21 protein-coding genes and 1 pseudogene are annotated in these 24,555 nt (G+C 70.0%); 11 read left to right on the top strand and 11 right to left on the bottom strand.

Annotation, left to right across the window (positions count from 1 at the left end):
• Positions 1 to 142 precede the first annotated feature (142 nt).
• The 6 genes from A6I89_RS04330 to A6I89_RS04305 all read right to left on the bottom strand — a co-directional run bounded on the left by A6I89_RS04330 (position 143) and on the right by A6I89_RS04305 (position 5,883).
• On the bottom strand, positions 143 to 2,020 hold the full coding sequence (locus A6I89_RS04330; RefSeq protein ID WP_226347352.1) for a peptidoglycan D,D-transpeptidase FtsI family protein: 1,878 nt from the start codon (positions 2,018 to 2,020) through the stop codon (positions 143 to 145).
• On the bottom strand, positions 2,017 to 2,709 hold the full coding sequence (gene ftsL / locus A6I89_RS04325) for a cell division protein FtsL (protein ID WP_022596531.1): 693 nt from the start codon (positions 2,707 to 2,709) through the stop codon (positions 2,017 to 2,019). The genes A6I89_RS04330 and ftsL overlap by 4 nt, the downstream gene beginning before the upstream one ends.
• 3 nt (positions 2,710 to 2,712) lie before the next feature.
• Positions 2,713 to 3,717: a 16S rRNA (cytosine(1402)-N(4))-methyltransferase RsmH gene (gene rsmH / locus A6I89_RS04320; RefSeq protein ID WP_022596532.1), complete on the bottom strand. Its 1,005-nt coding sequence runs from the start codon at positions 3,715 to 3,717 to the stop codon at positions 2,713 to 2,715.
• Between the two features lie 188 nt (positions 3,718 to 3,905).
• Positions 3,906 to 4,337, bottom strand: coding sequence for a division/cell wall cluster transcriptional repressor MraZ (mraZ, locus tag A6I89_RS04315; protein ID WP_005512527.1), 432 nt, complete (start codon positions 4,335 to 4,337; stop codon positions 3,906 to 3,908).
• Positions 4,338 to 4,801: 464 nt separating this feature from the next.
• Entirely contained in the window at positions 4,802 to 5,242 is a 441-nt protein-coding gene (locus tag A6I89_RS04310; RefSeq protein ID WP_005512526.1) for a DUF3040 domain-containing protein, read from the bottom strand.
• A gap of 248 nt (positions 5,243 to 5,490) precedes the next feature.
• Entirely contained in the window at positions 5,491 to 5,883 is a 393-nt protein-coding gene (locus A6I89_RS04305) for an SAV_6107 family HEPN domain-containing protein (RefSeq protein ID WP_022596535.1), read from the bottom strand.
• A gap of 304 nt (positions 5,884 to 6,187) precedes the next feature.
• Between A6I89_RS04305 and A6I89_RS04300 the strand changes: the two genes are divergently transcribed.
• The 5 genes from A6I89_RS04300 to A6I89_RS04280 are packed head-to-tail and all read left to right on the top strand — an operon-like array spanning position 6,188 to position 11,192.
• On the top strand, positions 6,188 to 6,808 hold the full coding sequence (locus tag A6I89_RS04300) for a GNAT family N-acetyltransferase (protein WP_022596537.1): 621 nt from the start codon (positions 6,188 to 6,190) through the stop codon (positions 6,806 to 6,808).
• Complete coding sequence (locus A6I89_RS04295) at positions 6,805 to 8,442, top strand: phytoene desaturase family protein (protein WP_022596538.1); 1,638 nt, start codon at positions 6,805 to 6,807, stop codon at positions 8,440 to 8,442. Before A6I89_RS04300 ends, A6I89_RS04295 begins: the two co-directional genes overlap by 4 nt.
• Complete coding sequence (locus tag A6I89_RS04290) at positions 8,439 to 9,242, top strand: carotenoid biosynthesis protein (RefSeq protein WP_022596541.1); 804 nt, start codon at positions 8,439 to 8,441, stop codon at positions 9,240 to 9,242. Before A6I89_RS04295 ends, A6I89_RS04290 begins: the two co-directional genes overlap by 4 nt.
• Before the next feature lie 32 nt (positions 9,243 to 9,274).
• Complete coding sequence (locus A6I89_RS04285) at positions 9,275 to 10,009, top strand: LppM family (lipo)protein (protein WP_044991202.1); 735 nt, start codon at positions 9,275 to 9,277, stop codon at positions 10,007 to 10,009.
• A gap of 13 nt (positions 10,010 to 10,022) precedes the next feature.
• Positions 10,023 to 11,192 (top strand): glycosyltransferase family 2 protein, encoded by a 1,170-nt coding sequence (locus A6I89_RS04280; protein ID WP_022596543.1) that lies wholly within the window; start codon positions 10,023 to 10,025, stop codon positions 11,190 to 11,192.
• A gap of 3 nt (positions 11,193 to 11,195) precedes the next feature.
• Here A6I89_RS04280 and A6I89_RS04275 read toward each other — a convergent pair whose 3' ends face one another.
• Positions 11,196 to 12,134 (bottom strand): methylenetetrahydrofolate reductase, encoded by a 939-nt coding sequence (locus tag A6I89_RS04275; RefSeq protein ID WP_013416372.1) that lies wholly within the window; start codon positions 12,132 to 12,134, stop codon positions 11,196 to 11,198.
• A 181-nt stretch (positions 12,135 to 12,315) separates the two neighbouring features.
• Here A6I89_RS04275 and A6I89_RS04270 point away from each other — a divergent pair, with 181 nt between their 5' ends.
• The 4 genes from A6I89_RS04270 (at position 12,316) to A6I89_RS04255 (ending at position 17,699) form a co-directional block, all read left to right on the top strand.
• Positions 12,316 to 13,437: a polyprenyl synthetase family protein gene (locus tag A6I89_RS04270; protein WP_037084096.1), complete on the top strand. Its 1,122-nt coding sequence runs from the start codon at positions 12,316 to 12,318 to the stop codon at positions 13,435 to 13,437.
• Between the two features lie 14 nt (positions 13,438 to 13,451).
• Positions 13,452 to 15,029: a phytoene desaturase family protein gene (gene crtI / locus A6I89_RS04265; protein WP_044991204.1), complete on the top strand. Its 1,578-nt coding sequence runs from the start codon at positions 13,452 to 13,454 to the stop codon at positions 15,027 to 15,029.
• A gap of 85 nt (positions 15,030 to 15,114) precedes the next feature.
• The gene (locus tag A6I89_RS04260; protein ID WP_005512512.1) at positions 15,115 to 16,740 is read left to right on the top strand and encodes an alpha-(1->6)-mannopyranosyltransferase A; all 1,626 of its coding nucleotides are present in this window, start codon (positions 15,115 to 15,117) and stop codon (positions 16,738 to 16,740) included.
• A 38-nt stretch (positions 16,741 to 16,778) separates the two neighbouring features.
• Positions 16,779 to 17,699 (top strand): phytoene/squalene synthase family protein, encoded by a 921-nt coding sequence (locus A6I89_RS04255; protein ID WP_022596548.1) that lies wholly within the window; start codon positions 16,779 to 16,781, stop codon positions 17,697 to 17,699.
• Between the two features lie 30 nt (positions 17,700 to 17,729).
• Here A6I89_RS04255 and A6I89_RS04250 read toward each other — a convergent pair whose 3' ends face one another.
• On the bottom strand, positions 17,730 to 18,098 hold the full coding sequence (locus A6I89_RS04250; protein ID WP_013416376.1) for an Rv2175c family DNA-binding protein: 369 nt from the start codon (positions 18,096 to 18,098) through the stop codon (positions 17,730 to 17,732).
• A 122-nt stretch (positions 18,099 to 18,220) separates the two neighbouring features.
• Here A6I89_RS04250 and pknB point away from each other — a divergent pair, with 122 nt between their 5' ends.
• Positions 18,221 to 20,236, top strand: a complete 2,016-nt coding sequence (pknB, locus tag A6I89_RS04245; RefSeq protein ID WP_005512509.1) for a Stk1 family PASTA domain-containing Ser/Thr kinase — start codon at positions 18,221 to 18,223, stop codon at positions 20,234 to 20,236.
• A 72-nt stretch (positions 20,237 to 20,308) separates the two neighbouring features.
• Here the strand turns inward: pknB and A6I89_RS04240 are convergent, their stop codons facing one another.
• Both A6I89_RS04240 and A6I89_RS04235 read right to left on the bottom strand, forming a co-directional pair.
• Complete coding sequence (locus tag A6I89_RS04240) at positions 20,309 to 21,694, bottom strand: class II 3-deoxy-7-phosphoheptulonate synthase (protein ID WP_022596552.1); 1,386 nt, start codon at positions 21,692 to 21,694, stop codon at positions 20,309 to 20,311.
• 90 nt (positions 21,695 to 21,784) lie between these two features.
• Positions 21,785 to 22,276 (bottom strand): polyadenylate-specific 3'-exoribonuclease AS, encoded by a 492-nt coding sequence (locus tag A6I89_RS04235; RefSeq protein WP_005512507.1) that lies wholly within the window; start codon positions 22,274 to 22,276, stop codon positions 21,785 to 21,787.
• Positions 22,277 to 22,366: 90 nt separating this feature from the next.
• Between A6I89_RS04235 and A6I89_RS04230 the strand changes: the two genes are divergently transcribed.
• Positions 22,367 to 23,680 (top strand): glycosyltransferase 87 family protein, encoded by a 1,314-nt coding sequence (locus A6I89_RS04230; protein ID WP_005512506.1) that lies wholly within the window; start codon positions 22,367 to 22,369, stop codon positions 23,678 to 23,680.
• Positions 23,681 to 23,713: 33 nt separating this feature from the next.
• Here the strand turns inward: A6I89_RS04230 and A6I89_RS04225 are convergent.
• Positions 23,714 to 24,418, bottom strand: a pseudogene (locus A6I89_RS04225) (DUF4436 family protein); the annotation flags it as partial.
• Between the last annotated feature and the right edge of the window lie 137 nt (positions 24,419 to 24,555).

Here is a 24,555-nt window from a genome sequence, read left to right as displayed (position 1 = left end):
TATCCGATGGATTTCTTTCGGAACTTCACGCGGGTCACCGCGCGATGATCGACATGTCAGATTACCGGCGGCGACTCCCGCTGCACGAGTCAGCGTGCCCGGCACACGCCCGTCCGTGGGAATCGTCACGCCGACCGCCTCGTCAGTCCGCCTGGAGCACCAACCGCCGACCCGGATCCGGCGACATCGGAACGCTGTCGCGTTGCAGCAGCCACGACGCGATGTTGTGGAACAGCGGCGCCGCCGACTGGCCACCGCCGCCGTCGATCCCCCGCACCGGCGCATCGAGCATGATGCCGATGACGTAGCGCGGATCATCGGCCGGAGCGATACCGGCGAACGTGATCCAGTAGTTCGAGTTGGAGTAGCACCGGCAGGCAGGATCCACCTGCTGGGCCGTGCCCGTCTTGCCGGTGATCTGGTAGCCCTCCACGGCCGCCTGCGGGCCCGTGCCCTGCTGGTAGCCCATCGGATCCTTCTGGGTCACCGAACGGAACATGTCGCGCACCGTACGCGCCGTTTCCTCACTGATCGCGCGTACGGGCTCGGGACGTTCGGTCTCGGTACGGGTGCCGTCCTCGTCGACCACAGCCTTGACGATCCGCGGAGAGATCCGTTCACCGTCGTTCGCGATCGCTTGATACATGCCGGTCATCTGCAACAGGGTCATCGAAAGACCCTGCCCGATAGGCAGGTTCGCGAAGGTGCCCCCGGACCAGTCCTCCAGGGCCGGGACACTGCCGGCACTCTCGCCGGGCAACCCGACATCGGTGACCTGACCGAGCCCGAAGCGGTGGAGCATGTCGGCGAAGCGTTCCTCACCGACACGTTCCGCGAGCATCAGGGTGCCGACGTTGGACGACTTTCCGAACACCCCGGTACTGGTGAACGGCACCACGCCGTGCGCCCACGCGTCCTTGACGGAGACGCCGGCCATCTGAATGGTGCCCGGAACCTGGAGTACCTCGTCGGGGGTGGTGAGGCCGTACTCGATCGCCGCAGCGGCGGTGACGATCTTGTTCACCGAACCCGGCTCGAACGGCGAGCTCACGGGAAGGTTGCCCATCTGCGCGGTACGCGGGTTGTTGCCCACCCCGATCGCCGGATTGAACGTGCCGTCGTTCGCCATCGCGAGGACTTCGGCGGTCTTCGTGTCGAGCACCACGACGGACGCGTTCTTCGCGCCCGACAGGTCCTTGGCCTGCTGCGTCTGTTGCTGCACGTAGTACTGCAGGTCTGAGTCGAGCGTGAGCTCCACCGTGGACCCGTCGACCGCCTCGCGGAGATCACGCCGGCTGCCCGGGATGACCGCGCCGTCCGAACCCCGGTCGTGGGTCTCCGAGCCGTCCTTCCCCGCCAGCGTCGAGTCGAGGGACGCCTCCAGTCCGAGCAGTCCGTGGCCGTCCCATCCGGTCGCCCCCACGACGTTGGCGGCGAGCGAACCTCCCGGATACTCGCGGATGTCCTGCCGTTCGAGCCCCACCTCCTGGAACTCGTCGCCGATGTCGGCGGCGATCGCCGGGTCGACGCTGCGCGCGAGATAGACGAAGGTCTCGTCGCTGCGCAGCTTCTCGAGCAGGTCGCTCTCGGAAACGGTGTCGCCGAGTCGCTCGTGGATACCCTCCGCGATCTCCTGCAGCCGCTCGTCGGGCTCGGGCTTCTCCGGGTTCTCCGCGTGCGCTTCCTCGAGCCTCTTCCGTTCGGCGACAGGCTGGAACGTGAGAGCCTTCGCGTCGAGGGTGTAGGCGAGCTTGTTGCCGTTGCGATCGACGACGGCGCCGCGGACCGCGGGCAACGTCACGGTCGTGGTGCGCTGGTTGGCGGCCTCGGCGGACAGCCGCGGAGCCGCGATGCCCTGGACCCACAGCAGTTGGACCGCAACGATGGCCAGCGCGCCGAGCATCACGAGGCGCCCGCCACGGAGCCGGAACTCGAAGGAATCGCCGCGCTTCGTGCGCCCCCGCTTCGGACGTCGAGGCGGGGGTGCCGGCCGGCGACGCCGCGGAGCGGAGCCGCTCACTGGCGCGCGCCCACCGGAGGTCGGGTGATCACCGTCACGGGTGTCAATTGTTCACCCTGTGCCTGGATGCGGCCGTCATTGCTCGGCTGCGGCGTGGCGGGAGTACCCGGCAACGTGGTGCTCGGCGGCGTGGTCGGCGGGGCGGTGGTCGTCTGCTGCCGAGGACGCTCGGGGGCGACCGTCGGCGCCGGTGTCCGGTCCAACGGAGCGACCGGCTTGCCCTCCGCGGGCTTCGGCGTGCCGACCACCTGGACCGACCCGTCCGACGCCTGCAGCAACCGCGCCGGATCCTTCGCGGGAATCAGGCCCAACTCGGCGGCCTTCTGCGCGAGAACGGGCGCCGAGTTGCCGGCCTCCACCTCGCGCTTGAGGTCGACGGCCTGCTCACGAAGCGTCTGGTTGTGCGCGCGTGTGGCGGCCAGCTCGTACGAATCCTCCGCCGAGCGCGTCGTGAGCAGCAGCGTGGCCGCGAGTCCCAGACACAGCAACCCGATGATGGTGGCCACGAACGGAATCCGGGCCACGACGTCCTTGGGTGTCGTCACGACCGAGGTGACACGCGTGTCCGACGCCGACGGGTGGCCCGCCACGGTGGCACGCTGCCGGCGGCGTTCGTAGGCACGCTGCGCGGCATCCGACCGGCGAAGACTCGCGGACCCGACACCGACGGGAGTCATCTGCACAGTCATGCGCTACGCCTTCCTCGCGATTCGTTCCGCTGCCCGCAGGCGGACCGGTGCCGCTCGTGGGTTGTCTTCGATCTCGGCCTCGGAGGCCCTCTCCGCACCACGGGTGAGGATCTTGAACTCCGGACCCATCCCCGGCAGCTCCACGGGGAGCCCCTCGGGCGTCTTCGATTTCGCGCGCGGAGCGAGTTCCTGCTTGACGACGCGATCCTCGAGCGACTGGTACGACATGAACACCACACGCCCACCGACCGCGAGCGCATCCAGCCCCGCGGGGATCGCGTCGCGCAGCGAATCGAGTTCGCCGTTGACTTCCACCCGCAGCGCCTGGAAGGTCCGTTTGGCAGGGTGTCCCCCGGTGCGCCGGGTGGCGGCCGGGATGGTGTCGTAGAGGAGTTCCACCAGCGCAGCGCTGGTCGTGAACGGCTGCTTCTGGCGACGGCGCACGATCTCGGACGCGATCCGGCCGGCGAATCGCTCCTCGCCGTACGTGCTCAGGATCCGCGCCAGTTCGCCGTGGCTGTACGTGTTGAGGACCTCGGCGGCCGTGATGCCCGTCGTCGGATTCATCCGCATGTCCAGCGGCGCGTCGATCGAGTATGCGAAGCCCCGATCGGCCTCGTCGAGCTGCATCGAGGACACCCCGAGATCGAACAGGATCGCGTGCACCGATCCGACGGGATCGAGGCCCGCCTGACCGAGGGCCTCGACGATGCCGTCGTAGCGGGTGTGCACGAACGTCGTCCGGTCCGCGTAGGGCGCGAGACGTCCCGACGCGATGCGCAACGCCTCGGGATCTCGGTCCAGGCCGATGAGATGCAACCCGGGGTAGGTGCGCAGGAAATACTCCGAATGCCCGCCGAGACCGAGGGTCGCGTCGATCATGACGGCGCCGTCACCGCGCGGGTTGTCGGCCGTGATCGCCGGACCCAGCAGGTCGTCGGCACGATTGAGCAGTACCGGGACATGACCGAACTCGCCGGGGACCTTGCCGTCCTCGCCGTCGACCATGATTCCTCCGACTCTTCCGCGGTGTGCTGCTGTGCAGGGTGGGCGAATGCCTCGGGGTCCCTGTCCGATCGGGGACCTGGCGCTGGGGAAGTGCGTCAGGGTCCCGGCGGCGAACCTGACACTGGGGAAGTGCGTCAGGGTCACCTTCGGGCAGAGGCCTCGCGGCACTCGCCGATGGCGTCTCCGGGCTAGAAGATCCCTTCGAGCGCCTCGTCTCTGGCTTGCGAGTAACTCTCCTCGTGCTCCGCGAGGTAGGACTCCCACGCTCGGGCGTCCCAGATCTCGAGGAATTCGATCTGACCGATCACCACACAGTCCTTCGACAGCCCCGCGTAGCGACGGTGGTCGGCGGACAGCGTGATCCGGCCCTGACCGTCGGGGTGCTGCTCGTCCGTCCCCGATGCAAGTCCGCGCACGAATGCACGGGCCTGCGGGTTGGTCCGGGAAGCCGCAGCAGCACGACGCGCGACCGCGGTGAACTCCTCGCGGGGGTACACCGCAAGGCTGTGGTCCTGACCTTTCGTGACCATCAACCCTCCAGCCAACGCGTCCCGGAACTTCGCAGGCAACGTCAGTCGCCCCTTGTCGTCGAGCTTCGGCGTGTAGGTACCGAGAAACATCTCGTCACCTCCCGCCGGAGCCCCTGTGGCGAATCTGTTGGGACCTCACCGGTTGGTGCGACCCAGCATTCATGCGGGTCGCTCCCACGATCCGCTGCGCACCACAGTACCCCACTTTCCCCCACCACGACTCCAAACTCGGGGCCGATTTGACAAGTTTCGAAAGATAACTGCAGTTCACACGCATGGGTCGAAGTGGGGGAGGCAGCGAACGTGACCGCAAACACCCAGCCAGGCACGCGACATCCCTCGCGGGGGCCACCCGAAAGCTGCCGAAACGCCCAGGTCGGAGCGCTCAATCATCCCGACGGGCGGCGCCCTTTACGGCCGGCCACGCTCGGTGGGGAACTGTGGGGACCCCGGTGGGTCGATGTGGGGGGCACGGGTCGGACCGGGGCCACACACGCAAACGGCGGCGGCGCGACCCATGGGTCGCGCCGCCGCCGTTCGGAAAGTGTGCCGGCCTATTCCTGTTCGAATCTCTTGCGGAACCTGTCTTCCATCCGCGACGAGAATCCGCCGGACTTCTTACCTCCGTGCGGCTTGCGTTGATGCGAGCCGCGGTTGGCATCTGCCCCACCGGAGCCTGAGTCGTCTCCGTCGGGAACCGCCGCCAGATGGCTCTTTCCTCCGCCGACGAGGAAGAGAACACCGGCACCGAACATCACGACGAACCCGATCACACTGACGATCGGGAAATCGCCCAACCTCAACACATCGACAGCCACACCCACGATGAGAAGAACGAGACCCAGAACGAACAGGGCCGCCGCCTGCAATCGGCGCTTGCTGGAGGCGACGCGAATACGTCCGCCCCTCACTGTGGACGCGAACTTGGGATCCTCGGCGTAGAGAGCGCTCTCGATCTGGTCGAGCATGCGCTGCTCGTGCTCGGAGAGTGGCACGGTACCTCCCCCGGCACTAAGAGTTGGCACCTCACCGCGGTGCGGAGAGGCGGGTAACGGACTGGCGGTTACCTGGATTCAATAATACGAGTAGAACCAGCCCCCCACCACCTACTCCATCGACGAGTTCTCATCGAATAGGTGACTATCTGGGGCAGCCCGGCGGGTGGACGCCCGGAGGTGTCCGGAATCACCCGCTCGCGCACGCGGATCGGACCCGGCGGCACCTGCGGAAACCGGCACGGTAGTCAGCGCCCGAGAAGGTCCTCGACGTCGAACAGGAACCTGCCGACCTCGGCGTAGAAGCCGTCCACCTCCTCCGCGTCGACGGTGCGGGTGATGCCCGCCTCCAGGTCCGCGCGCAGTCCCGAGTAGCCGGCGAAGTAATCCGCCCACGCACCGAAGCCGGGTTCGGCACGCGCCATCAACACCCACGCGCTGCGGGAGCGGGGTCGGCTCGCCCAGCCGGCCGACGTCCCCTCGCTCGCGGCCAGCACGGCCGCTGCGCCGCGCAGTGCGCCGACGTACGCGGTGCAGAACCGCTCGGCGGGATCGGAGGCGCCGGCAGCCTCCGAGAGCAAGCCGTCGGCCCGGCGCAACAGATTCACCGCCTTGGCAGGCGCCGACAGCGGCCCCCGCACTGACGCCCCGCCCTTGGGGCCCGACACCCCTGAAGGCGCTGAGGGCACCGAGGACACCGACCCCGACGCCGCCCCAGACGACCCCCGCACCCTCACTCTCGGACCTGATGTCCGCGACTGGACCTCGACCACGATTCGCGCACCTCCCAGAAGTACGAACCTCGGGACCGGTGAGCCGGTGATGTTCGCTTCCCTCGAACATCACCGGCATCACCGGATCACCAATATCGAACATGCGTTCGACCTATTCAATATAGCTGGCCCCACCGACACGTCGTCAAGAGAGAGAAGGGTGAGCCCACTCATGGATGCGAACCCCGGCGAGAGTTCCGGTATCGACCCGGATCCGACGCCGGTCGTCGTCGACCTGTCGGTATCCGACATGCGTGCCCGCTTACCGGAAGCCCTGTCGATCTACGTCGAAGCCATGAACTACCCCCGCGGGACGGAGTTCCACCGCGCGCCGTTGTGGACCGAACACACGCAGCGCCCGGGATGGCGAGCCGTCGGTGCCGTCCGGCCCGATCCGGCGCAACCCGATCGGCCCGGTCCGCTCGTCGCGATCGCCTACGGGTATCGCGGCGCCCCCGACCAGTGGTGGCAACAGCAGGTCCGCCACGGAATGCAGGCGACGGGGTGGAGTCGGGACCAGATCGAGTACATCCTCGGCAGCTACTTCGAACTGACCGAACTGCACGTGCACCCGAGCGCCCAGGGGCATCGTCTCGGTGAACGACTGCTGCGCCGACTCCTCGCCGACCGCCCCGAACGCGGGGTCCTGCTGTCGACGCCCGAGGTGTCCGAGGAGGACAACCGGGCCTGGCGACTGTACCGGCGTACCGGATTCCGAGACGTCGTCCGGCACTTCACGTTCGCGGGCGACCGCCGCCCGTTCGCCGTCCTCGGAAGGGGTTTGCCGCTGTGAACGGACAACCGCAGGAAATCCGTCGGCGCTCGGATGCGGCCCTCGACACCGTCGTGATCGGCTCCGGGCACAACGCACTGGTCGCCGCCTGCTATCTCGCGCGGGACGGCTGGTCGGTCGAGGTGCTCGAGCGCGACACCGTCGTGGGCGGCGCCGTCTCGACGGTCGAGCGATTCCCCGGGCACAAGGTGGATCGGGGCTCGTCGGCGCACATCATGATCCGGCACACCGGGATCATCGAGGAGCTCGATCTCGCGGTCCACGGTCTCCGCTACATCGACTGCGACCCCTGGGCGTTCGCGCCGGCGCCCGCGGGCTCCGAGCGACCCGGAATCGTCTTCCACCGCAGTCTCGACCGCACGTGCAGGTCGATCGAGGAATCGTGCGGACGCGCCGACGCCGACGCCTACCGCCGCTTCGTCGGCACGTGGGGTCCGCGGTCCGAACGCGTGATGCGCTCGTTCTCCGCGCCGCCCACCGGCGGTCACCTGCTGCGTTCGTTCTGGGGCCTCGACACCGGAGACGGCGGTGCGGCGCTGTCCCGCGAGTTCCTCGCGTCCGGCGACGCGCTGCTCGACGAGTACTTCGACAGCGAACCGCTCAAGGCAGCCCTGGCCTGGTTCGGGGCCCAGTCCGGTCCCCCGATGTCCGAACCCGGCACTGCGCCGATGGTCGGTTTCGCCGCACTCATGCACACGCTGCCCCCCGGTCGCGCGGTGGGCGGCAGCGGCGCCCTGACCGCGGCGCTGTCGGCACGACTGACGGCGGACGGTGGCACCGTCCGCCTCGGCGACGGCGTCACCGAACTGCGCCGGACGGCGGACTGCTGGACGGTCGTCACCGAATCGGGCCGGCGCGTGCGCGCCCGGAACGTCGTAGCCGGCTGCCACATCCTGACCACCCTCGATCTGCTCGAGCGCGGCGGCTACGACCGCGCCACGCTCGACGGCTGGCGGCGCCGGATCCGGGTCGGCCCCGGCATCGGGATGGTGCTGCGGCTGGGCACCGATGCCCTGCCGTCGTATCCGAGCGCACCCGCCGACGCGTCCGCGACCACCACGACGTCGGGCCTGCAACTGCTGGTCTCCGATCGCGCACAACTGCGCACCGCCCACGGCGCCGCGCTCGCCGGCGAACTCCCGCCCGAGCCCGCGGTCCTGGCGATGAGTTTCAGCAGCATCGACCCCAGCATCTCCCCTGCCGGCGAGCACCAGGTGACGTTGTGGTCGCAATGGCATCCGTACCGGCTGTCGGGCGGACGGGACTGGGCGAGCCTGGGCGAGAGCGAGGCCGACCGGATCGTGGCGGGCGTCGACGCCCTCGCACCGGGGTTCGCGGACAGCGTCCGGCACCGTCACGTGCAGACACCGGCGGACATCGAACGCGAGATGGGGTTGCTCGGTGGCAACGTCATGCACGTGGAGATGTCGCTCGACCAGATGATGCTGTGGCGGCCGCTGCCCGAACTCGCCGGCCAACGCGTGCCCGACGCCGACAACCTCTACCTCACGGGGGCATCGACGCACCCCGGCGGAGGCGTGTCCGGGGCCAGCGGCCGCAGCGCCGCCCGGATCGCGCTGTTGGACGCGCGCGGGGGCCGGTGGCGTCGGGCGCTGCGCAAGAAACTCCGGTGAACACCACCGTGCGGCGGGCCTCGGCCGTCGTCGCGATCGCCGCCGTGGGCGCCCAGATCGCGTACCCGCTGGTCCACAGCGGTCCCCGCGACGCCGTCACGGTCGCCGTGGTGGCCCTGCTCGCCGCCGCCTCGATCCTGCACGCGATCGCCGTGCGCGGAAAGCTCTGGGCGGCGGGCATGGTCGCGGCGACCGCAGGTATCGGTCTGCTGTCGGAGGTGGTGGTCGGCACCGCGACCGGCATCCCGTACGGCTGCTACGAGTACGCCACCGGACGTCTCGGCTGGTCGATCGCCGACGTCCCGCTCGTCGTTCCGTTCGCGTGGACGGCGGGCTTCTACCCGGTGTGGTGCGTCGCGTCGCGACTGACGCGGCAGCGGCTCTCGCGGATCGTCCTCACCACGGTCGGCGTCGTCGGCTGGGACCTGTATCTCGACCCGCAGATGGTCGCGGACGGTCAGTGGCAGTGGTGCGTCACCGACGCCGGTCTGCCCGGCGTCGCCCACATTCCGCTGACCAACTACGCGGGCTGGCTTCTCGTCGCTGCGGTGATGGCCGTCCTGGTCGATCTGCTCGATCGCCGAACGGAGACCGTGTCCGCGTCCGACGCGGTCCCGATCGCGCTGTTCCTGTGGACGTGGCTCGGGTCGGCGTTGGCTCACACCGTCTTCCTCGACGCGCCGGAACTGCGTTACTCGGCGGTCTACGGAGCCGTCGCGATGGGTGTCCTCGGAGTGCCGCTCCTCGTGAACCTCACCCGCACACGCCGAGCCGAGCAGCACAACACCCCTACCGCCTGACACGTATCCCGGTGCCTGGCACGATGATCGCTGTGCAGCCGCCTTCCCGCCCGACTCCCCCACTGTCGTCCCGCCGCCCCCGCACGCGGGTGCTCGGTGCCGCTGTTCTCGCGCTGCTGCTCGTGCCGCTGCTGGCCGGCTGCCTGCGGGTGCAGGTCTCGATGGGTGTCTCGGCGGACGACAAGGTGTCGGGCCAGATCGTCGCAGCCACCGTGCCGAAGGACGAGGAGGACAAGGGGCCGCAGCTGACACCACCCGACTCGCTCGCCGACCGGATGAGGGTGCAGGAGTACGACAAGGACGGTTACGTCGGCACCCAGGTGTTCTTCAGCGGACTGTCGTTCGGCGAGGTACGTGATCTCGGCTCGATGTCCGCCGACACCTCCGGCGTACTGCAGTTGTCGCTGCAGCGAGCCGGCGACCTGGTGAGCCTCGACGGCCGCATCGATCTCGAGGACGTTCCGGCGCAGGGCACCGACGTCCAGTTCACGATCGCGTTCCCGGCCCGCGTGGCCACCACCAACGGCACCCGGGATGGGGATTCGACCGTCACGTGGAAGCTGCCCGCGGGAGAGGTCACCAATCTGCGCGCCGAGGTTCGCTACGCGGACCCCAGCACCCGCAGCTTCGCCGGCTGGGCCGGCATGTCGGCGGGCGTGGCGATCGGTGTCGCGCTGATCGTGGGCGGCATGGCCTGGCTCCACCGCAACCGCAACACTCCGCCGCGGCCGCAGCGCGACAGATCCCTGGAGACGTCGACGCGGTAGCCGGTCCACTCCGATGGCAGTCCCACTCCGTCCACTGCGTTCGTCTCTGCTCGTGACCCGGAGCGCGGCGCTCGTCGCGCTGTCGGGGGCGGCGATCGCGGCCGTCAACGCCTGCACGATCCCCCGTCTCCACGCACGCCGCGTCACCGAACCCGTCACGGTGGTGGTGCCCGCCCGGAACGAGGAGAGTCGCATCGGCGATCTGGTGGCAGATCTTCGGCGGCAGACTCTCCTCGACACCCTGCGCGTGATCGTCCTCGACGACGACTCGGCCGACCGCACCGCGGCGGTCGCGACGTCGGCGTTCGCGGGCGACGGCCGGTTCGCCCTCGTCCCCGGCGACGGTCCGCCGCCGGGATGGCTCGGGAAGAACGCGGCGTGCCACGAGGGCGCCACCCGCGCAGCCCGTCTGATGGACCCGGCCCGGCCCGGCGTGCTGGTCTTCCTCGACGCCGACGTGCGTCTGGCGGCCGACGCCCTCGCCGCGGCGGTGACCGCGCTGCGCGACTGCGGAGCAGACCTCGTCTCACCGTGGCCGCGGCAGGATGCCGCGACGGCCACCGAGCGACTGATCCAGCCCCTGCTGTGCTGGTCGTGGTTCTCGACGCTGCCGGTGACCGTCGCCAATCGCAGTACCCGCCCGTCGACCGTCGTCGCATGCGGGCAGTTCCTGGTGTTCGACGCCGCCGCCTACTACCGCATGGGCGGGCACGCTCCTGTCGCCGGCAGCCACACCGAGGACCTCGACATCGCGCGCGCCGTGCGCCGCCGCGGCGGCCGCACCGTCGTCGCCGCCGCGCAGGAGCGGGCGCACTGCCGGATGTACACGGACGCGGACGCGCTGCGGGACGGGTACACGCGCTGGCTGTGGACCGCCTTCGGGTCGCCCGCGGGCGCGGCCGTGGTGACGACCCTGGTCGCGGCGACCTACGCCGTCCCGCCGCTCGCGATGCTGTTCGGTCGCGGCCGCACCCGCGTCTGGGGCACCGCCGGCTACCTGGCCGCGATCGCCTCACGCATCACCGCTCGGGCCGTCGAACGCGGTTCACCGCCCAGTGGCCGGGATGTGGCCGATGCGGCGGCGCATCCGCTGTCCGTCGCCGCCTTCGTGCGACTGGTCGCGGTGTCGCACCGCGACCGCCGCCGCCGGCGACTGCAGTGGAAGGGTCGACAGCTGACCTGACGGTCAGACCGACGCCGAGGCCGACATCCCGAGGTTCGCCAACACCTCGCCCGTGGCCCGCGCGAAATTGAGCGTAATGAAGTGCAGGCACGGCGCGCCCTCGGCGATGAGCCGCTCACTCATCTCGGTCGCGACCTCGATGCCGATCTCGCGCACCGCGGCCCGGTTCTCGTCGGGTCCGTCGCCCGCGGCGCGGGTGAGACGTTCCTCGAGCGCGGGCGGCAGACTCGAACCCGACAGTTCCAGGCTGCGCCGCGCCGAGCGCAGCGACGTGATCGGCATGATCTCGGGGATGATCGGCTTCTCGCCCTGCTCGCGGTCGTACGCGACGACGCGGTCACGCAACCGCAGGTAGTCCTCGACGTCGAAGAACATCTGGGTGATCGAGTACTCGGCACCCGCTCGCAGCTTCTGCACCAGGTATTTGGTGTCGTGATCGAGGTCGGGCGCGCGGTAGTGGCCCTCCGGGAAGGACGCCACACCGACGTGGAAGTCGCCCATGTCGCGCACCAGCCGCACCAACTCCTCGGCGTACTCGACGCCGTCGGGGTGCTTGACCCAATCGCCGAGCGGATCGCCCGGCGGATCCCCACGCAGAACCAAGATGTTGCTGATGCCGCGGTCGGCGTACGCCCCGCACATCGCGCGCAGTTCGTCGATGCTGTGCCCCACCGCGGTCAGGTGCGCGACGGGCAGAAGGGTGGTGTCGTCCGCCAACTGACCCGTGACGCGGACGGTGCGGTCACGCGTCGACCCGCCGGCGCCGTAGGTCATCGACACGAATGCCGGTCCGAGTCGCTCGAATTCGCGAACCGCACGCCAGAGCCGCGCTTCGGCGGCCTCGTCGCGGGGCGGCGAGAACTCGACGGAGAAGGGAATCCGACCGCTCTTCGAAGCTTCGGACGAGCGGATCCGGTCCACGATCGAGGGGGTCTGAGTCACGAATCCCGCGCTGTTGCGCCCCCGGACGGCATCGAATGTCACCCGCCAAGCATAGGTTCAGTGCACTGGTCGGACCGCATCGCGTCGGCTCCCCGTCTCACGTGCCGGGACCTGGGCAGCACCCGACGCGACCGTGGAGAGGACCACTAAGGTTGGCCGGGAGGCTTTTCGAGAACTCGATTTGGAGGCTGTCCTGTCCGCTGGAGCCGGTGAGTCCACTCGCCCTTCGCCGTCCGTCCCACCGTTCACCGATACCGTCGAGGACGCCTTGCGGGAGTTCTTCGCCTCGCGCGCCGGCACGGTCGAGACCGTCGGCGGCGGCTACGCCGAGGCGGTCGCCGCGCTCGAGAGTTTCGTGCTGCGCGGCGGCAAGCGGGTGCGTCCCATGTTCGTCTGGACCGGCTGGCTCGGGGCCGGCGGGGACGCCACCGGGCCCGAAGCGCCGGCGGCGCTGCGGGCCGCGTCGGCCCTCGAACTGGTGCAGGCGTGCGCACTGGTCCACGACGACATCATCGACGCCTCGACGACGCGGCGCGGCTTCCCCACCGTGCACGTCGAGTTCGCCGACCAGCACAGTGCCCACCACTGGAGCGGCGGATCGGCGGAGTTCGGCCGGGCAGTCGCCATCCTGCTGGGCGATCTGGCGCTGGCATGGGCAGACGACATGATCCGGGAGGCGGGACTGTCGCCCGACGCCCAGGCGCGTATCTCGCCGGTGTGGTCGGCCATGCGCACCGAGGTACTCGGCGGCCAGTTCCTCGACATCAGCAGCGAGGTCCGGGGCGACGAGACCGTCGAAGCTGCGTTGCGGGTCGACCGATACAAGACCGCCGCCTACACGATCGAACGTCCGCTGCACCTGGGCGCGGCGCTCGCCGGCGCGGACGACGCACTCGTCGCCGCCTACCGGACGTTCGGCACCGACATCGGCATCGCGTTCCAGTTGCGCGACGACCTGCTCGGCGTGTTCGGCGACCCCGAGGTCACCGGCAAGCCGTCCGGCGACGATCTCCGCGCCGGCAAGCGCACCGTCCTGTTCGCGGAAGCGCTGCAGCGGGCCGACGCGTCCGATCCGGCCGCCGCGGCGCTGCTACGCGAGTCGATCGGCACCGACCTGTCCGACGCCCAGGTCGCGACACTGCGCTCGGTCATCACCGATCTCGGCGCCGTCGACGACGCCGAGCGGCGCATCAGCGAGCTCACCGACAGCGCTCTCAGTGCGCTCGACGGCAGTACCGCCACCGACGAGGGCAAACTGCGCCTGCGGGAGATGGCCATCGCGGTCACCCGACGAGACGCCTGACCGCGGTGGTCGGCGTGCGCGTCGTACCCGGGGCGACGGACCGGGTCGTGGTGGTGGGCGCCGGGCTGGCGGGATTGGCCGCCGCCCTCCATCTGCGCGGCAGCGGACACGAGGTGACGGTCCTGGAACGGAGCGATCATCCGGGCGGCCGGGTCGGGACGTACCGATTCGCCGACCACGTGATCGACAACGGCGCGACCGTGCTGACCATGCCGGAACTGGTCCGCGACGCCCTCGCCGCGGTGGGCGCCGACTTCGATACGACGACGCCTCCCCTGCGTCTGCACCGCCTGTCGCCCGCGTACCACGCCCGGTTCGCCGACGGCTCCTCGATCGACGTGCATTCGGACCCGGATCGGATGGTCGCGGAGGTGACCCGGGTCTGTGGGGCGGACGAGGCGCGCCGGTACCTGGAACTGCGCCGCTGGCTCGGTCGCGTGTTCGACGCCGAGTTCGACACGTTCATCGACGCGAACTTCGATTCCCCACTGGACCTGTTCGCCACGCGCGCCTCCGCGACGGACCTGGCCAGGCTGATCGCCGCGGGGGGCTTCGGCCGCCTGGGCAATCAGGTCGCCCGCCGGATCCGCGACCCCCGCCTACGCCGGATCTTCACGTTCCAGGCCCTCTACGCCGGGGTGGCGCCGGCGAAAGCTCTCGCCGTCTACGGCGCGATCGCGCACATGGACACCTCGATGGGCGTCTCCTTTCCCGAGGGCGGGATGCACACCATCGCCGAAGCGATGACCGACGCGTTCACCTCGGCAGGTGGGCGGATCGAGTTCGGGGCGGAGGTGGTGGCACTCGAGCAGTCCGGCGATCGGGTACACGCGGTGCGCACCGCGGCCGGAGAGACGTTCGGGTGCGACGCCGTGGTGCTCACTCCCGACCTGCCGATCGTCGACGACTTGCTCTCCGCCCGCCGGTCCCGACGGCTGCGGATCTCGCCGTCCGCCGTGGTGCTGCACGGCACCGTCCCGTGCGACGTCTCGGCAGCCTGGGGCGCACCGCACCACCACACGATCGACTTCGGCGCCGAGTGGGAGCGCACGTTCGCCGAGATCGCGGCGCGGCCGGGTCGCGGCCGGTTGATGAGCGATCCGTCGCTGCTGATCACCCGACCCGCGGTGACCGATCCGGGTTTGCTGGTCGAACGCGACGGCCTCCGGCACGAACCGCTGTCGGTGCTGGCACCGTGCCCCAATCTCGACAGCGCCCCGTTCGCGTGGGACGCCCTGGCCGGGCCGTACGCCCGTGAACTGCTCCGCACCCTCGAGCAGCGCGGCTACCGCGGCATCACCGCCGGTTATGTCGTTGATCACATCGACTCGCCCGGGACGTGGGCCGCGCAGGGCTTGGCGGCGGGCAGTCCGTTCGCCGCCGCCCACGTGTTCCGGCAGACCGGGCCGTTCCGTCGTCGAAACCTGCCTCGACACCCGGTCAACGCCGTTCTGGCGGGCTCCGGCACGACGCCCGGTGTGGGCGTCCCCACGGTGATCGTGTCGGGGAAACTGGCCGCCGAACGCATCGACGGACGCGGACGGAAGCCGCGTTCCGGACTGCATGCCGAACATTCCGGTGGGACACACTAAACTGACTAGCCGTCCAGTACCGCGCGGCCGTCCAGCGTCGGCCGACGGTGATCGAGCACCTCATCCGGGGGAGGAATCTGTACCGATGTCGGCCCCTTCCGGACCCCTCGACACCGCGTCCGACCGTTCGTGGCTGCGCGCCGCCGGCGACTATCTGCGCACTCCCGAAGGCCACGCCACCGTGCTCGGGTTCATCGGCGCGCTGATGATCACGTTCGGCGGCTTCGGTGCCGGCAGCGTGCGCCGGCACGACCCTCTGCTCGAGGACGCCAACCTGTCGTGGCTGCGGTTCGGGCACGGCTACGTGTTGTCCACGATAGTCATCTGGGCGGGCGTCCTCGCAATGGTTGCCGCCTGGGTGCGACTGGGCCGCTCCGCGATCAAGAGCCGGGTCGGGGTTCGTGCCCTCATGTGGACGGTGCCGATCTGGACCGCCCCGATGCTCCTCGCGGTGCCGATGTTCAGTCGCGACGCCTACTCGTATCTGGCTCAGGGCGCGCTCCTGCGGGACGGGTTCGACCCGTACGCGGTGGGGCCGGTCGCCAACCCCGGCATCCTGCTCGACAACGTCAGCAATGTGTGGACCACGACGACCGCGCCGTACGGGCCGATCTCGCTGCTGCTGGGCCAGGGCATCACCAGCCTCACCGGCGACAACGTGATCGCCGGCACCATGATGCTGCGCCTGACGATGCTCCCGGGCCTCGCGCTGATGATGTGGGCGCTGCCCCGCCTCGCCCGGCAGTTGGGCGGCAACCCGGCGATCGCGCTGTGGCTCGCGGTGCTCAATCCACTGGTCCTCATCCACCTCGTCGGCGGCGTCCACAACGAGCTGCTCATGGTCGGCCTCATGGTCGCGGGCGTCACGCTGGCCCTCGATCGCAAGCATGTTCCGGCGGTGGCGGTCATCGCGATCGGAGTCGCGGTCAAGGCGATGGCCGGGATCGCGCTGCCGTTCATCGTGTGGATCTGGATGATCCACGAACGCGAGCGCGCCCAGGCCGAGGGCCGCGAGCCCGCCACCCCGCTGGCATCGTTCGTGAAGACGGCCGGCATCGGTGTCGCGGTGTTCGTCGCGGTCTTCACCGCGGCGTCGGCGGTCGCAGGTGTCGGGCTCGGCTGGCTCACGGCGCTGCAGGGGTCCGCGAAGATCATCAACTGGCTGTCGCTGCCGACGATCATGGCGCATCTCGTGACCGTCGGCACGGGCTGGTTCACCGGCGCGACGCTGGCCCCGGTCCTCGAGGTCACCCGCGCCATCTGCGCGGTCGCCCTCGTCACGACCCTCGTCTGGGTGTGGTGGCGCTTCCGGCGCACCGAACGCGACGCGGTACTGGGCATCCTCATCGCCCTCGTCGCGATCGTGATCCTGTCCCCGGCCGCCCTGCCCTGGTACTACTCGTGGCCGCTCGCGATCGCAGCGGGCTTCGCGATGTCGACCCGCACCCTGCAGGTCCTCGTCGGCCTGTCGACGTGGCTCATGCTCGTCTTCCAGCCCGACGGATCGATCGGCCTCTACACATTCCTGCATGTCGCGCTCGCGACGTTCGTCGCGGTCGTGGCCGCGGTGTCCCTCAAGACGGTCGATCCGCTGCGACTGCGGTCGGTCGCCGAGCCGACACCGGACATCCGCCTGCCGGAGGCACCGGAAGCCACAGCCGTCTCCGAGGCACTGGTCAGCGGTCCCGATCGGCGCCCGTCACCGCTGTGACACCGCCACGGGACTCCGATCTGGGCGCGGCCTATCGGATGTGCCGTGAACTCGCCGCCGAGCACGGTAGGACGTACTACCTCGCAACGCGACTGCTGCCCGCGGATCGGCGGCCGGCGGTGCACGCCCTGTACGGGTTCGCCCGCACCGTCGACGACGTCGTGGACGTGAACAGTGCCGACAACGCGGCCGACCCGGCCGCCGAGCGGATCGCCGCGGTCGACCGAATCGAGGCCGAGCTCGCCGCCGCGCTCGCCGGACGTCCGGTGACCGACCCCCGGTCCGGGCCGGTCGTGCGGGCGGTCGCGGACACCATCGACCGGTACGCGATTCCGGTCGAGTACTTCCGCGCATTCCTCGCTTCGATGCGGATGGACATCCCGGGCACCCCGGACTTCCAGGACGTGTACCCGGACATGGCGACATTGCGGCGCTACATGTACGGATCGGCGGTCGTGATCGGGCTGCAGATGCTGCCGGTCCTCGGCACCACGACACGTCTCGACGAGGCGAAGCCGCATGCCGCGGCGCTCGGCGAGGCCTTCCAGCTGACGAACTTCGTGCGCGACGTCGGCGAGGATCTCGCGCGGGGCCGGGTGTATCTGCCGGCGGACGACCTGGCCGCGTTCGGCGTGGACACGGAGCTGCTGCGGCACTGCCGGGAGACGGGCCTCGTCGATCCGCGAGTGCGGCGAGCACTGGGACACGTCGCGGCCCTCACCCGGGCGCTCTATCGCGAGGCCGAGCCGGGGCTGAACATGCTCGATCCGCGGGCTCGGCCGGGCATCCGGGCGGCCTACACGCTCTACTCGGAGATCCTCGACGAGGTGGAACGCAGCGGGTTCCGGGTGTTCGATCGTCGCGCGGTCGTGTCGAGGCGCCGACGGCTCGCGGTGGCGCTGCCGCTGCTGGTGCGCGCCACCCGGGCGAGAGCAGGTACGGCCGGGCGACAGGTCTGACCCGCCGCCCGGCCGCTACGCGGTGCTGTGTCAGAAGGCCATCGACTGGGCGCGGCGAACCACTTCACGCGCCTGGTCGGTGTGCATCGTCTCGATGGGCGTGGCGGACAGCGACTCGTCCTCGGTGAAGAGCCAGCGCAGAATCTCCTCGTCGTCGAATCCGCCGTCGCGCAGCACGACGATGAGGCCCGACAGCAGCCGGACCGGCTGGCCGTCGTCGCCGAAGAACGCCTCGGGAACACCGACGACGCTGTCGCGGCGGACCGCGATCAGCTTGTGGTCGCGCAGCAGCTGATGGACGTGGGTGACAACGATGCCCATCTGCTTCGACACGTCCGCCAACTGAAGCAGCGGGATCGAGCGGTCCAACACGTCATCGCAGTAAGGGATAGCACTCACTCCCGTAACGTTATCGGGTCGGCGGAGACGGTACGACCAGGGTCCCGCCGTGGAATCGGGTCGGGCGGCGTCTGCTGACTACGATCGAGATGAATCTGTGCACGGAAGCGAGGGGCGCGAGCGTGAATCCCGGAGGTCGACGGTTGATCGGTGTGGTGCTGGACAGGCGCTACCGCATCGATGCGCCGATTGCGCGGGGCGGCATGTCCACCGTCTATCGCGGCATGGACCTGCGTCTGGATCGCCCCGTCGCGATCAAGGTGATGGATCCGCAGTTCGCCGCCGATCCGCAGTTCCTGGCCCGGTTCGAGTTCGAGGCCCGGGCGGTGGCCCGCCTGGCCCATCCCGGGCTGGTGGCGGTCCACGACCAGGGCAGCGACGGCGAGCACGCCTTCCTGGTGATGGAGCTCGTCGAGGGCGGCACGTTGCGCGAACTGCTGCGCGAGCGCGGGCCCATGCCCCCGCACGCCGCGGCCGCCGTCGCGCGGCCGGTGCTCGAGGCGCTCGCCGTCGCGCACCGCGCCGGCCTGGTGCACCGCGACATCAAGCCCGAGAACGTCCTCATCTCGCACTCCGGCGACGTGAAGATCGCCGACTTCGGACTGGTCCGGGCGATCGCCGCGGCCGGCACGACGTCGCGCAGCGTGATCCTCGGTACTGCCGCATATTTGTCACCCGAGCAGGTCACCACCGGGACCGCGGATGCCCGCAGCGACGTCTACGCGGCCGGGGTGCTGCTGTACGAGATGCTGACCGGCGCCACGCCGTTCACGGGCGACACGTCGCTGTCGATCGCGTACCAGCGGATCGACAACGACGTCCCGGAGCCGAGCACCGTCATCGACGGCGTGCCGGCGGAGTTCGACGACCTCGTGGTCCGCGCGACCGAACGCGATCCGGAGCAGCGCTTCGCCGACGCCGGAGCGATGGCGGCGCAACTGCGCACGGTGAGTACGCAGCTGGGGCTGCCGGACTACCGGGTGCCCGCGCCGCGCCGCTCCGCGCAGCAGTCCGCGACGCCCACGGCCGTCACACCACGCGCGCCCGGAGCGCCGGGACCGTACGCCGAGCCCGGGAGTCGGCCCGTCCCGGCCGCCGACGCACCGACCACGGTCACCCCGGCGGCAGCCTCCCCGGACGGCGTCCAGCACACCAAGGTCGTGACGACGGTGACGCCGCGGCCTGCCGACGACGATGTCTCACCGCTCGACGCTCCGCCGGCCCGGCGCCCCTTCGGCGCGCCCGGATCGCCGCAGCACGGTTCGCGGCGGACAGTTCTGGTGTGGCTGCTGGTGATCCTGTTGGTCGCCGGCGCGCTCGGTTTCGGTGGGTGGTGGCTCGGGTCGGGTCGCTACGCTGCGATTCCGGCCGTCGACGGTCTAGACAAGGCCGGCGCCACCTCACAGATCGAGGCGGCCGGTCTGAGCGTGGAGACCCGCGGAGCGTACTCCGACACCGTGGCGATCGACACGCCGGTCGGCACCGATCCCGCGGCCGGTGAGCGCGTGACACGCGGGTCGTCGGTGGTCCTGCTGGTCTCGCTGGGGCGCCCGACGGTGCCCGAGGTCGGTGGCCGCGGCGACGTCGCGGCCGTGGAGGCGAGCCTGCGCGAGCGCACCTTCGTGCCGGTCGACGGTGGGGAGGCGTTCAGCGCGCGGGTTCCCGTCGGCGGGATCGCCGCCCTCGAGCCCGCGCCGGGCACCGTGCTCTCGGTGGGCTCCGAGGTCCGGATGCTGCGCAGCAAGGGCGCACCGCCGGTCGACGTCCCCGGGGTCGAGGGGATGTCGGAGGACGCGGCCCGCAAGGCGCTCGACTCGGTCGGCATCACCGTCCGCGACGTCCAGCAGGTCTTCGACGACAAGATCGACGCCGGCGACGCCGTCGGCACCGATCCTGCGGCGGGTACGTCCGTCAAGGCCGGTACCAGCGTCGTGCTGAAGGTGTCGAACGCCGTGAAGGTTCCGGCGCTGCTCGGCCGCTCGGTCTCGTCCGCCAAGTCCGAACTGGACAAGCTGGGGCTGCAGTACGAGGTACGCCAGATCGTCAGCTCGGACCGCTCACTGATCATCTCGCAGAGCCCCGGCGCCGGCGACCGCGTCGCCCCCGGCGGCACCGTCACCATCACATCCCTGCTCTGACGATTCCCGAAAACAGCTGAAGGGTCCCTTCGTGCGCTGCGAGCGTACGAAGGGACCCTTCAGCTGTTCGGGCTAGTCGCGCAGCATCTCCGCGACGAGGAACGCCAGTTCGAGCGACTGCTGGGTGTTCAGGCGCGGATCGCATGCGGTCTCGTAGCGACCGGACAGGTCGAGATCGGAGATGTCCTGCGCGCCGCCGAGACACTCGGTGACGTTCTCACCGGTCAGCTCGACGTGGATGCCGCCCGGATGGGTCCCGAGTCCGTTGTGGACCTCGAAGAAGCCTTGGACCTCGTCGACGATGCGGTCGAAGTGGCGGGTCTTGTAGCCGGTGGTGGCCTCGTGGGTGTTGCCGTGCATCGGATCGCACTGCCAGATCACCTGGTGACCGGTGGCCTGCACCTTCTCGATGATCGGGGGCAGCAGGTCGCGCACCTTGCCGTTGCCCATGCGGGAGATCAGCGTCAGCCGGCCCGGCTTGTTGGTCGGGTCGAGGCGCTCGACGTATTCGACGGCCTGCTCCGGCGTGGTCGACGGGCCGATCTTGAGGCCGATCGGGTTCGCGACCAGTTCGGCGAACGCGACGTGCGCGCCGTCGAGCTGCCGGGTGCGATCGCCGATCCACAGGAAGTGCGCCGACAGGTCGTACAGCTTGGGGTGATCGTCGGTGTTGTCGAGACGCAGCATGGCGCGCTCGTAGTCGAGCACCAGCGCCTCGTGGCTGGCGTAGATCTGCGCCGACTGCAGGTTCGGGTCGGTGACGCGGCACGCGTTCATGAACCGCAGGCCGCGGTCGATCTCGGCGGCCAGCGCCTCGTAGCGGGCGCCGGCGGGCGAGGACGAGACGAACTCACGGTTCCAGTCGTGGACCTTGTGCAGGTCGGCCATCCCCGAACCGGTGAGGGCCCGCACGAGGTTCATCGCCGCGCTGGCGTTGGCGTAGGCCCGCACCAGGCGTGACGGATCGTGGACACGCACGGCCTCGTCGGCGACGAGCGAGTTCACCATGTCGCCGCGGTACGACGGCAGACCCAGCGCGTCGGTGTTCGACGAGCGCGGCTTGGCGTACTGGCCGGCGATTCGCGCCACCTTCACGACCGGCATGCTCGCACCGTAGGTGAGCACGACGGCCATCTGCAGCAACGTACGAATGTTGCCCTTGATGTGCGGTTCGGTGTTGTCCGCGAAGGTCTCCGCGCAGTCGCCGCCCTGCAGCAGGAAGGCCTCACCGCGAGCCACCTCGGCCAGCTTCTGCGACAGCGCCTCGACCTCACCGGCCACCGTGATGGGAGGCACGCTCTCGAGGACGGTACGCATCGCGGCCGCCTGGTCGGCGGGCCACTGCGGCTGCTGCGCGGCGGGCTTGGCCAGCGCCGCATCCAGCTGATCTCGCATGGCTGCGGGCAGCGGCGGGAGTTCGGGCAAGCGGTCGATCGGAACGTCGACAGTCCAGTTCACCACTACAGGATATTCGCCTCGCCCGGGTGGGGTGAGCGAAGGCCCCCATTCACACGGAATCGTTGCCCCGGCCGGGGCTCGTGATTCGCGTCACCGGACCGAGCGGAACGCCTCGATCGCCTCGAACTTCGCGAGGTTGTGCCGGGCGTCGGCGAGCGCGTCGTGGGCGTCGTCGGGAACCGGCGGCAGCGGCGGGGAACCGTTCGTCTCCCAGTGCTGACGCAGTTCACGGGTGTAGCGCGGCATGCACGACGGCAGCTCCGTCATCGCGCCCCACAGCTGGCACAGCACGACGTGGTCGTACGCCGCCACCCATGCCCACAGCTCCGGTTCGATGCCCGGCCGGGGAACCAGGAACTTCATGAGGTCGTCACGGATGCGTGCGCGGCTCTTCCAGACCGGCGACGACGGCGAGGGCAGCTTCGGCAGCACGTTGCGGCGCACCCACTTGCCGGCGCGGTCCGGATCGAACTCGGTGGAGACGGCGTAGAACTCACGCCCGTCCTCGCACACCACACCGATCGAGACCAGCTCGATTGTGCGACCATCCTCGATGAACTCGCAGTCGTAGAAGTAGCGCACGGTGGGGAGCCTATGCCCCGGATCCCGAGCCCTCGACACTGCCCCGCTCGCGGGGTCACTCGACACCGTGCCCCGTGTTCGTAGAAGGATGTGGTGGTGCACAACCCCACGAGCGACTTCGCCGGCCCCTCCCCCGCGGACGACGGCGCACCGCCGAAGACGACGTGGAGCCCCGCCGCCGTCGTCGCGGCCAGGGTCGTCGTGGCCTCCGCGTTCACCCTCGGGGCCCTCTTCTACCTGGTCGGTTTCCCGGGTGTGCGCGACGTGGGCTTCCAGTACCACATCGATCTCGACGTCTACCGCCTCGGCGGCGCCGTCTTCGCGGCCGGGGACCCGCTCTACGGCGAGCTGCCGCCGACGTTCTTCGGCCAGCACCTGCCGTTCACGTATCCGCCGCTCGCCGCCGTCGTGTTCGCCCCGATGTCGTGGATCTCGCTGCAGGCGGCCGGCGCGGTGCTCACGGTGCTGTCCCTGGCCGCACTGGTCGCGACGCTCGTGCTGGCGCTCGCGTCGGTGGGTGTGCGTCCGCGCACGACCCTGGTGTGGACGGCGCTCGGCGGCGCGGCGGCCGCTCTCACGTTGGAGCCGGTCAGCTCGACGTTCGACTACGGCCAGGTCAACATCCTGCTGATGGTGTTCGTGGCAGCCGACTGTCTGATGAAGAAGACTCCGTGGCCGCGCGGCATCCTCATCGGATTCGTCGCGGCCGTGAAGCTCACCCCCGCGGTGTTCATCCTGTACTTCCTGTTCCGCAAGGACTTCCGGGCCGCGGTCACGACCGGAACGAGCTTCGTGGCGTTCGGCGCCATCGGCTTCCTCGTCGCCCGTGCCGACTCGTGGGAGTACTGGACCGAGACGCTGTTCGACTCGAGCCGCATCGGCGGCCCGGCCTACCCCGCGAACCAGAGCCTCACCGGCGTCCTCGCCCGGCTGGGGCTCGACCCGTCGATGCGGACCGTGCTGTGGCTTGTGCTGAGCGTGGCCGTGCTCGCGCTCGCCGCCGTCGCGATGCATCGGGCCTTCGCGGCCGGGCTGCCCGTCGTGGCGCTGTTCGTCAACGCGTTGTTCGGTCTGCTGGTCTCGCCCGTGTCGTGGTCACACCACTGGGTCTGGGTCGCGCCTCTGCTGGTGGTCCTCGCCGTGGCCGCCTACCGGCGCCGCAGCGTCGTCCTCGGCGCCGCCGTCGCTGCCAGTTTCGTGCTGTTCGTCCTCGCCCCGCACTGGGAGCTCGGCATCGGCCGCTGGGACGGAACCGGCTGGCCGCTGTGGGACCAGTTCCTCGCGTCGTCCTACGTGTGGTGGGCACTCGCCGTGATGATCGCGGTGACGCTGTCCCTCGGCCGGCGGGCCCGTCTCCGCGCCGGGGTCGCCGACTCCCCCACGCAGCTGGCGCCCACCGCCTGACACGGTCTCGCCCGCGGTGTCGCGCCACCAGCAGTAGACGTACAGCGCCAACGAGACCACGAGGGTCACGATCACCCATACCGTGACGGTGATGTCGACCCAGGCGCCGATCGGCGGCGCGCCGGGCAGGATGTTGCGCATCGGGATCACCGCGAAGACCATCGCGGCCATCCAGCCCAGCATGTCGGTGTGCACGACGCGGCGGCGGCGCGCGGTCTGGATCGACACGAACGCCGCCAGCGCCGCCAGGATCACCATCATCGCCAACAGCAGCGCCGAGTAGACGAGGATGCCGCCGGACCGGTGCACCTCCACGCGTACCTCCTGGACGTCCTGGCCGTCCGCCGAGAGCACGTCGTCGCCGACGGTCCAGCCCTCGGCTTCCCCGTCGACGAGCACACGGGTGGGATGGGTCTGCACGTCCGATCCGGATCCGGTGTACGCCGTCACCACGAGGGGATCGACGACGAACCGGTCGAAGGGCCACCGTCCGGCCTGCCCGTCGAGCAGCACCTGGGTGTCGAACGTCGTCACCGACGTCCCTTGTGGGAGGACGAGTTTCGTCCGGGCGATACTCGGCGAGACGAGGACGGTCATCTCGCGCGCGAGATCGGCTCCGCCGGAATCGAGGAAGCTGGCGCCGGGCGCCACCGAGACCTCGACGTCGACCCGCGACGTGCTGGGACGGACCTCGGTGAGCGAGACGATGACGAGCACCTCGTCGGCATCGGGCGTCACCTCCGTCCATCCGGCATCACTGTCGTCACTCGCGGCGTAGACACCCAGCGACGACAGATACAGGGCGACGACGAGTGCGGCGATCAGCGACCAGAACAGGCGGGGCCGAGTGCGGGCGAACGAGACGACGGACACCC

It is taken from the genome of Prescottella equi, assembly GCF_002094305.1.
GTDB lineage: Bacteria > Actinomycetota > Actinomycetes > Mycobacteriales > Mycobacteriaceae > Prescottella > Prescottella equi.
The sequence above is the reverse complement of the archived record's forward strand: the minus strand, read 5'-3'. Positions and strand labels throughout refer to the sequence as shown.

Bases quoted from the DNA above. Each gene is read 5' to 3' on its own strand.
- A6I89_RS04300 (WP_022596537.1), top strand. From the start codon at position 6,188: ATGGATGCGAACCCCGGCGAGAGTTCCGGTATCGACCCGGATCCGACG.
- mraZ (WP_005512527.1), bottom strand. From the start codon at position 4,337: ATGTTTCTCGGTACCTACACGCCGAAGCTCGACGACAAGGGGCGACTG.
- A6I89_RS04260 (WP_005512512.1), top strand. From the start codon at position 15,115: ATGTCGGCCCCTTCCGGACCCCTCGACACCGCGTCCGACCGTTCGTGG.
- A6I89_RS04255 (WP_022596548.1), top strand. From the start codon at position 16,779: ATGTGCCGTGAACTCGCCGCCGAGCACGGTAGGACGTACTACCTCGCA.
- A6I89_RS04280 (WP_022596543.1), top strand. From the start codon at position 10,023: ATGGCAGTCCCACTCCGTCCACTGCGTTCGTCTCTGCTCGTGACCCGG.
- rsmH (WP_022596532.1), bottom strand. From the start codon at position 3,717: ATGGTCGACGGCGAGGACGGCAAGGTCCCCGGCGAGTTCGGTCATGTC.
- ftsL (WP_022596531.1), bottom strand. From the start codon at position 2,709: ATGACTGTGCAGATGACTCCCGTCGGTGTCGGGTCCGCGAGTCTTCGC.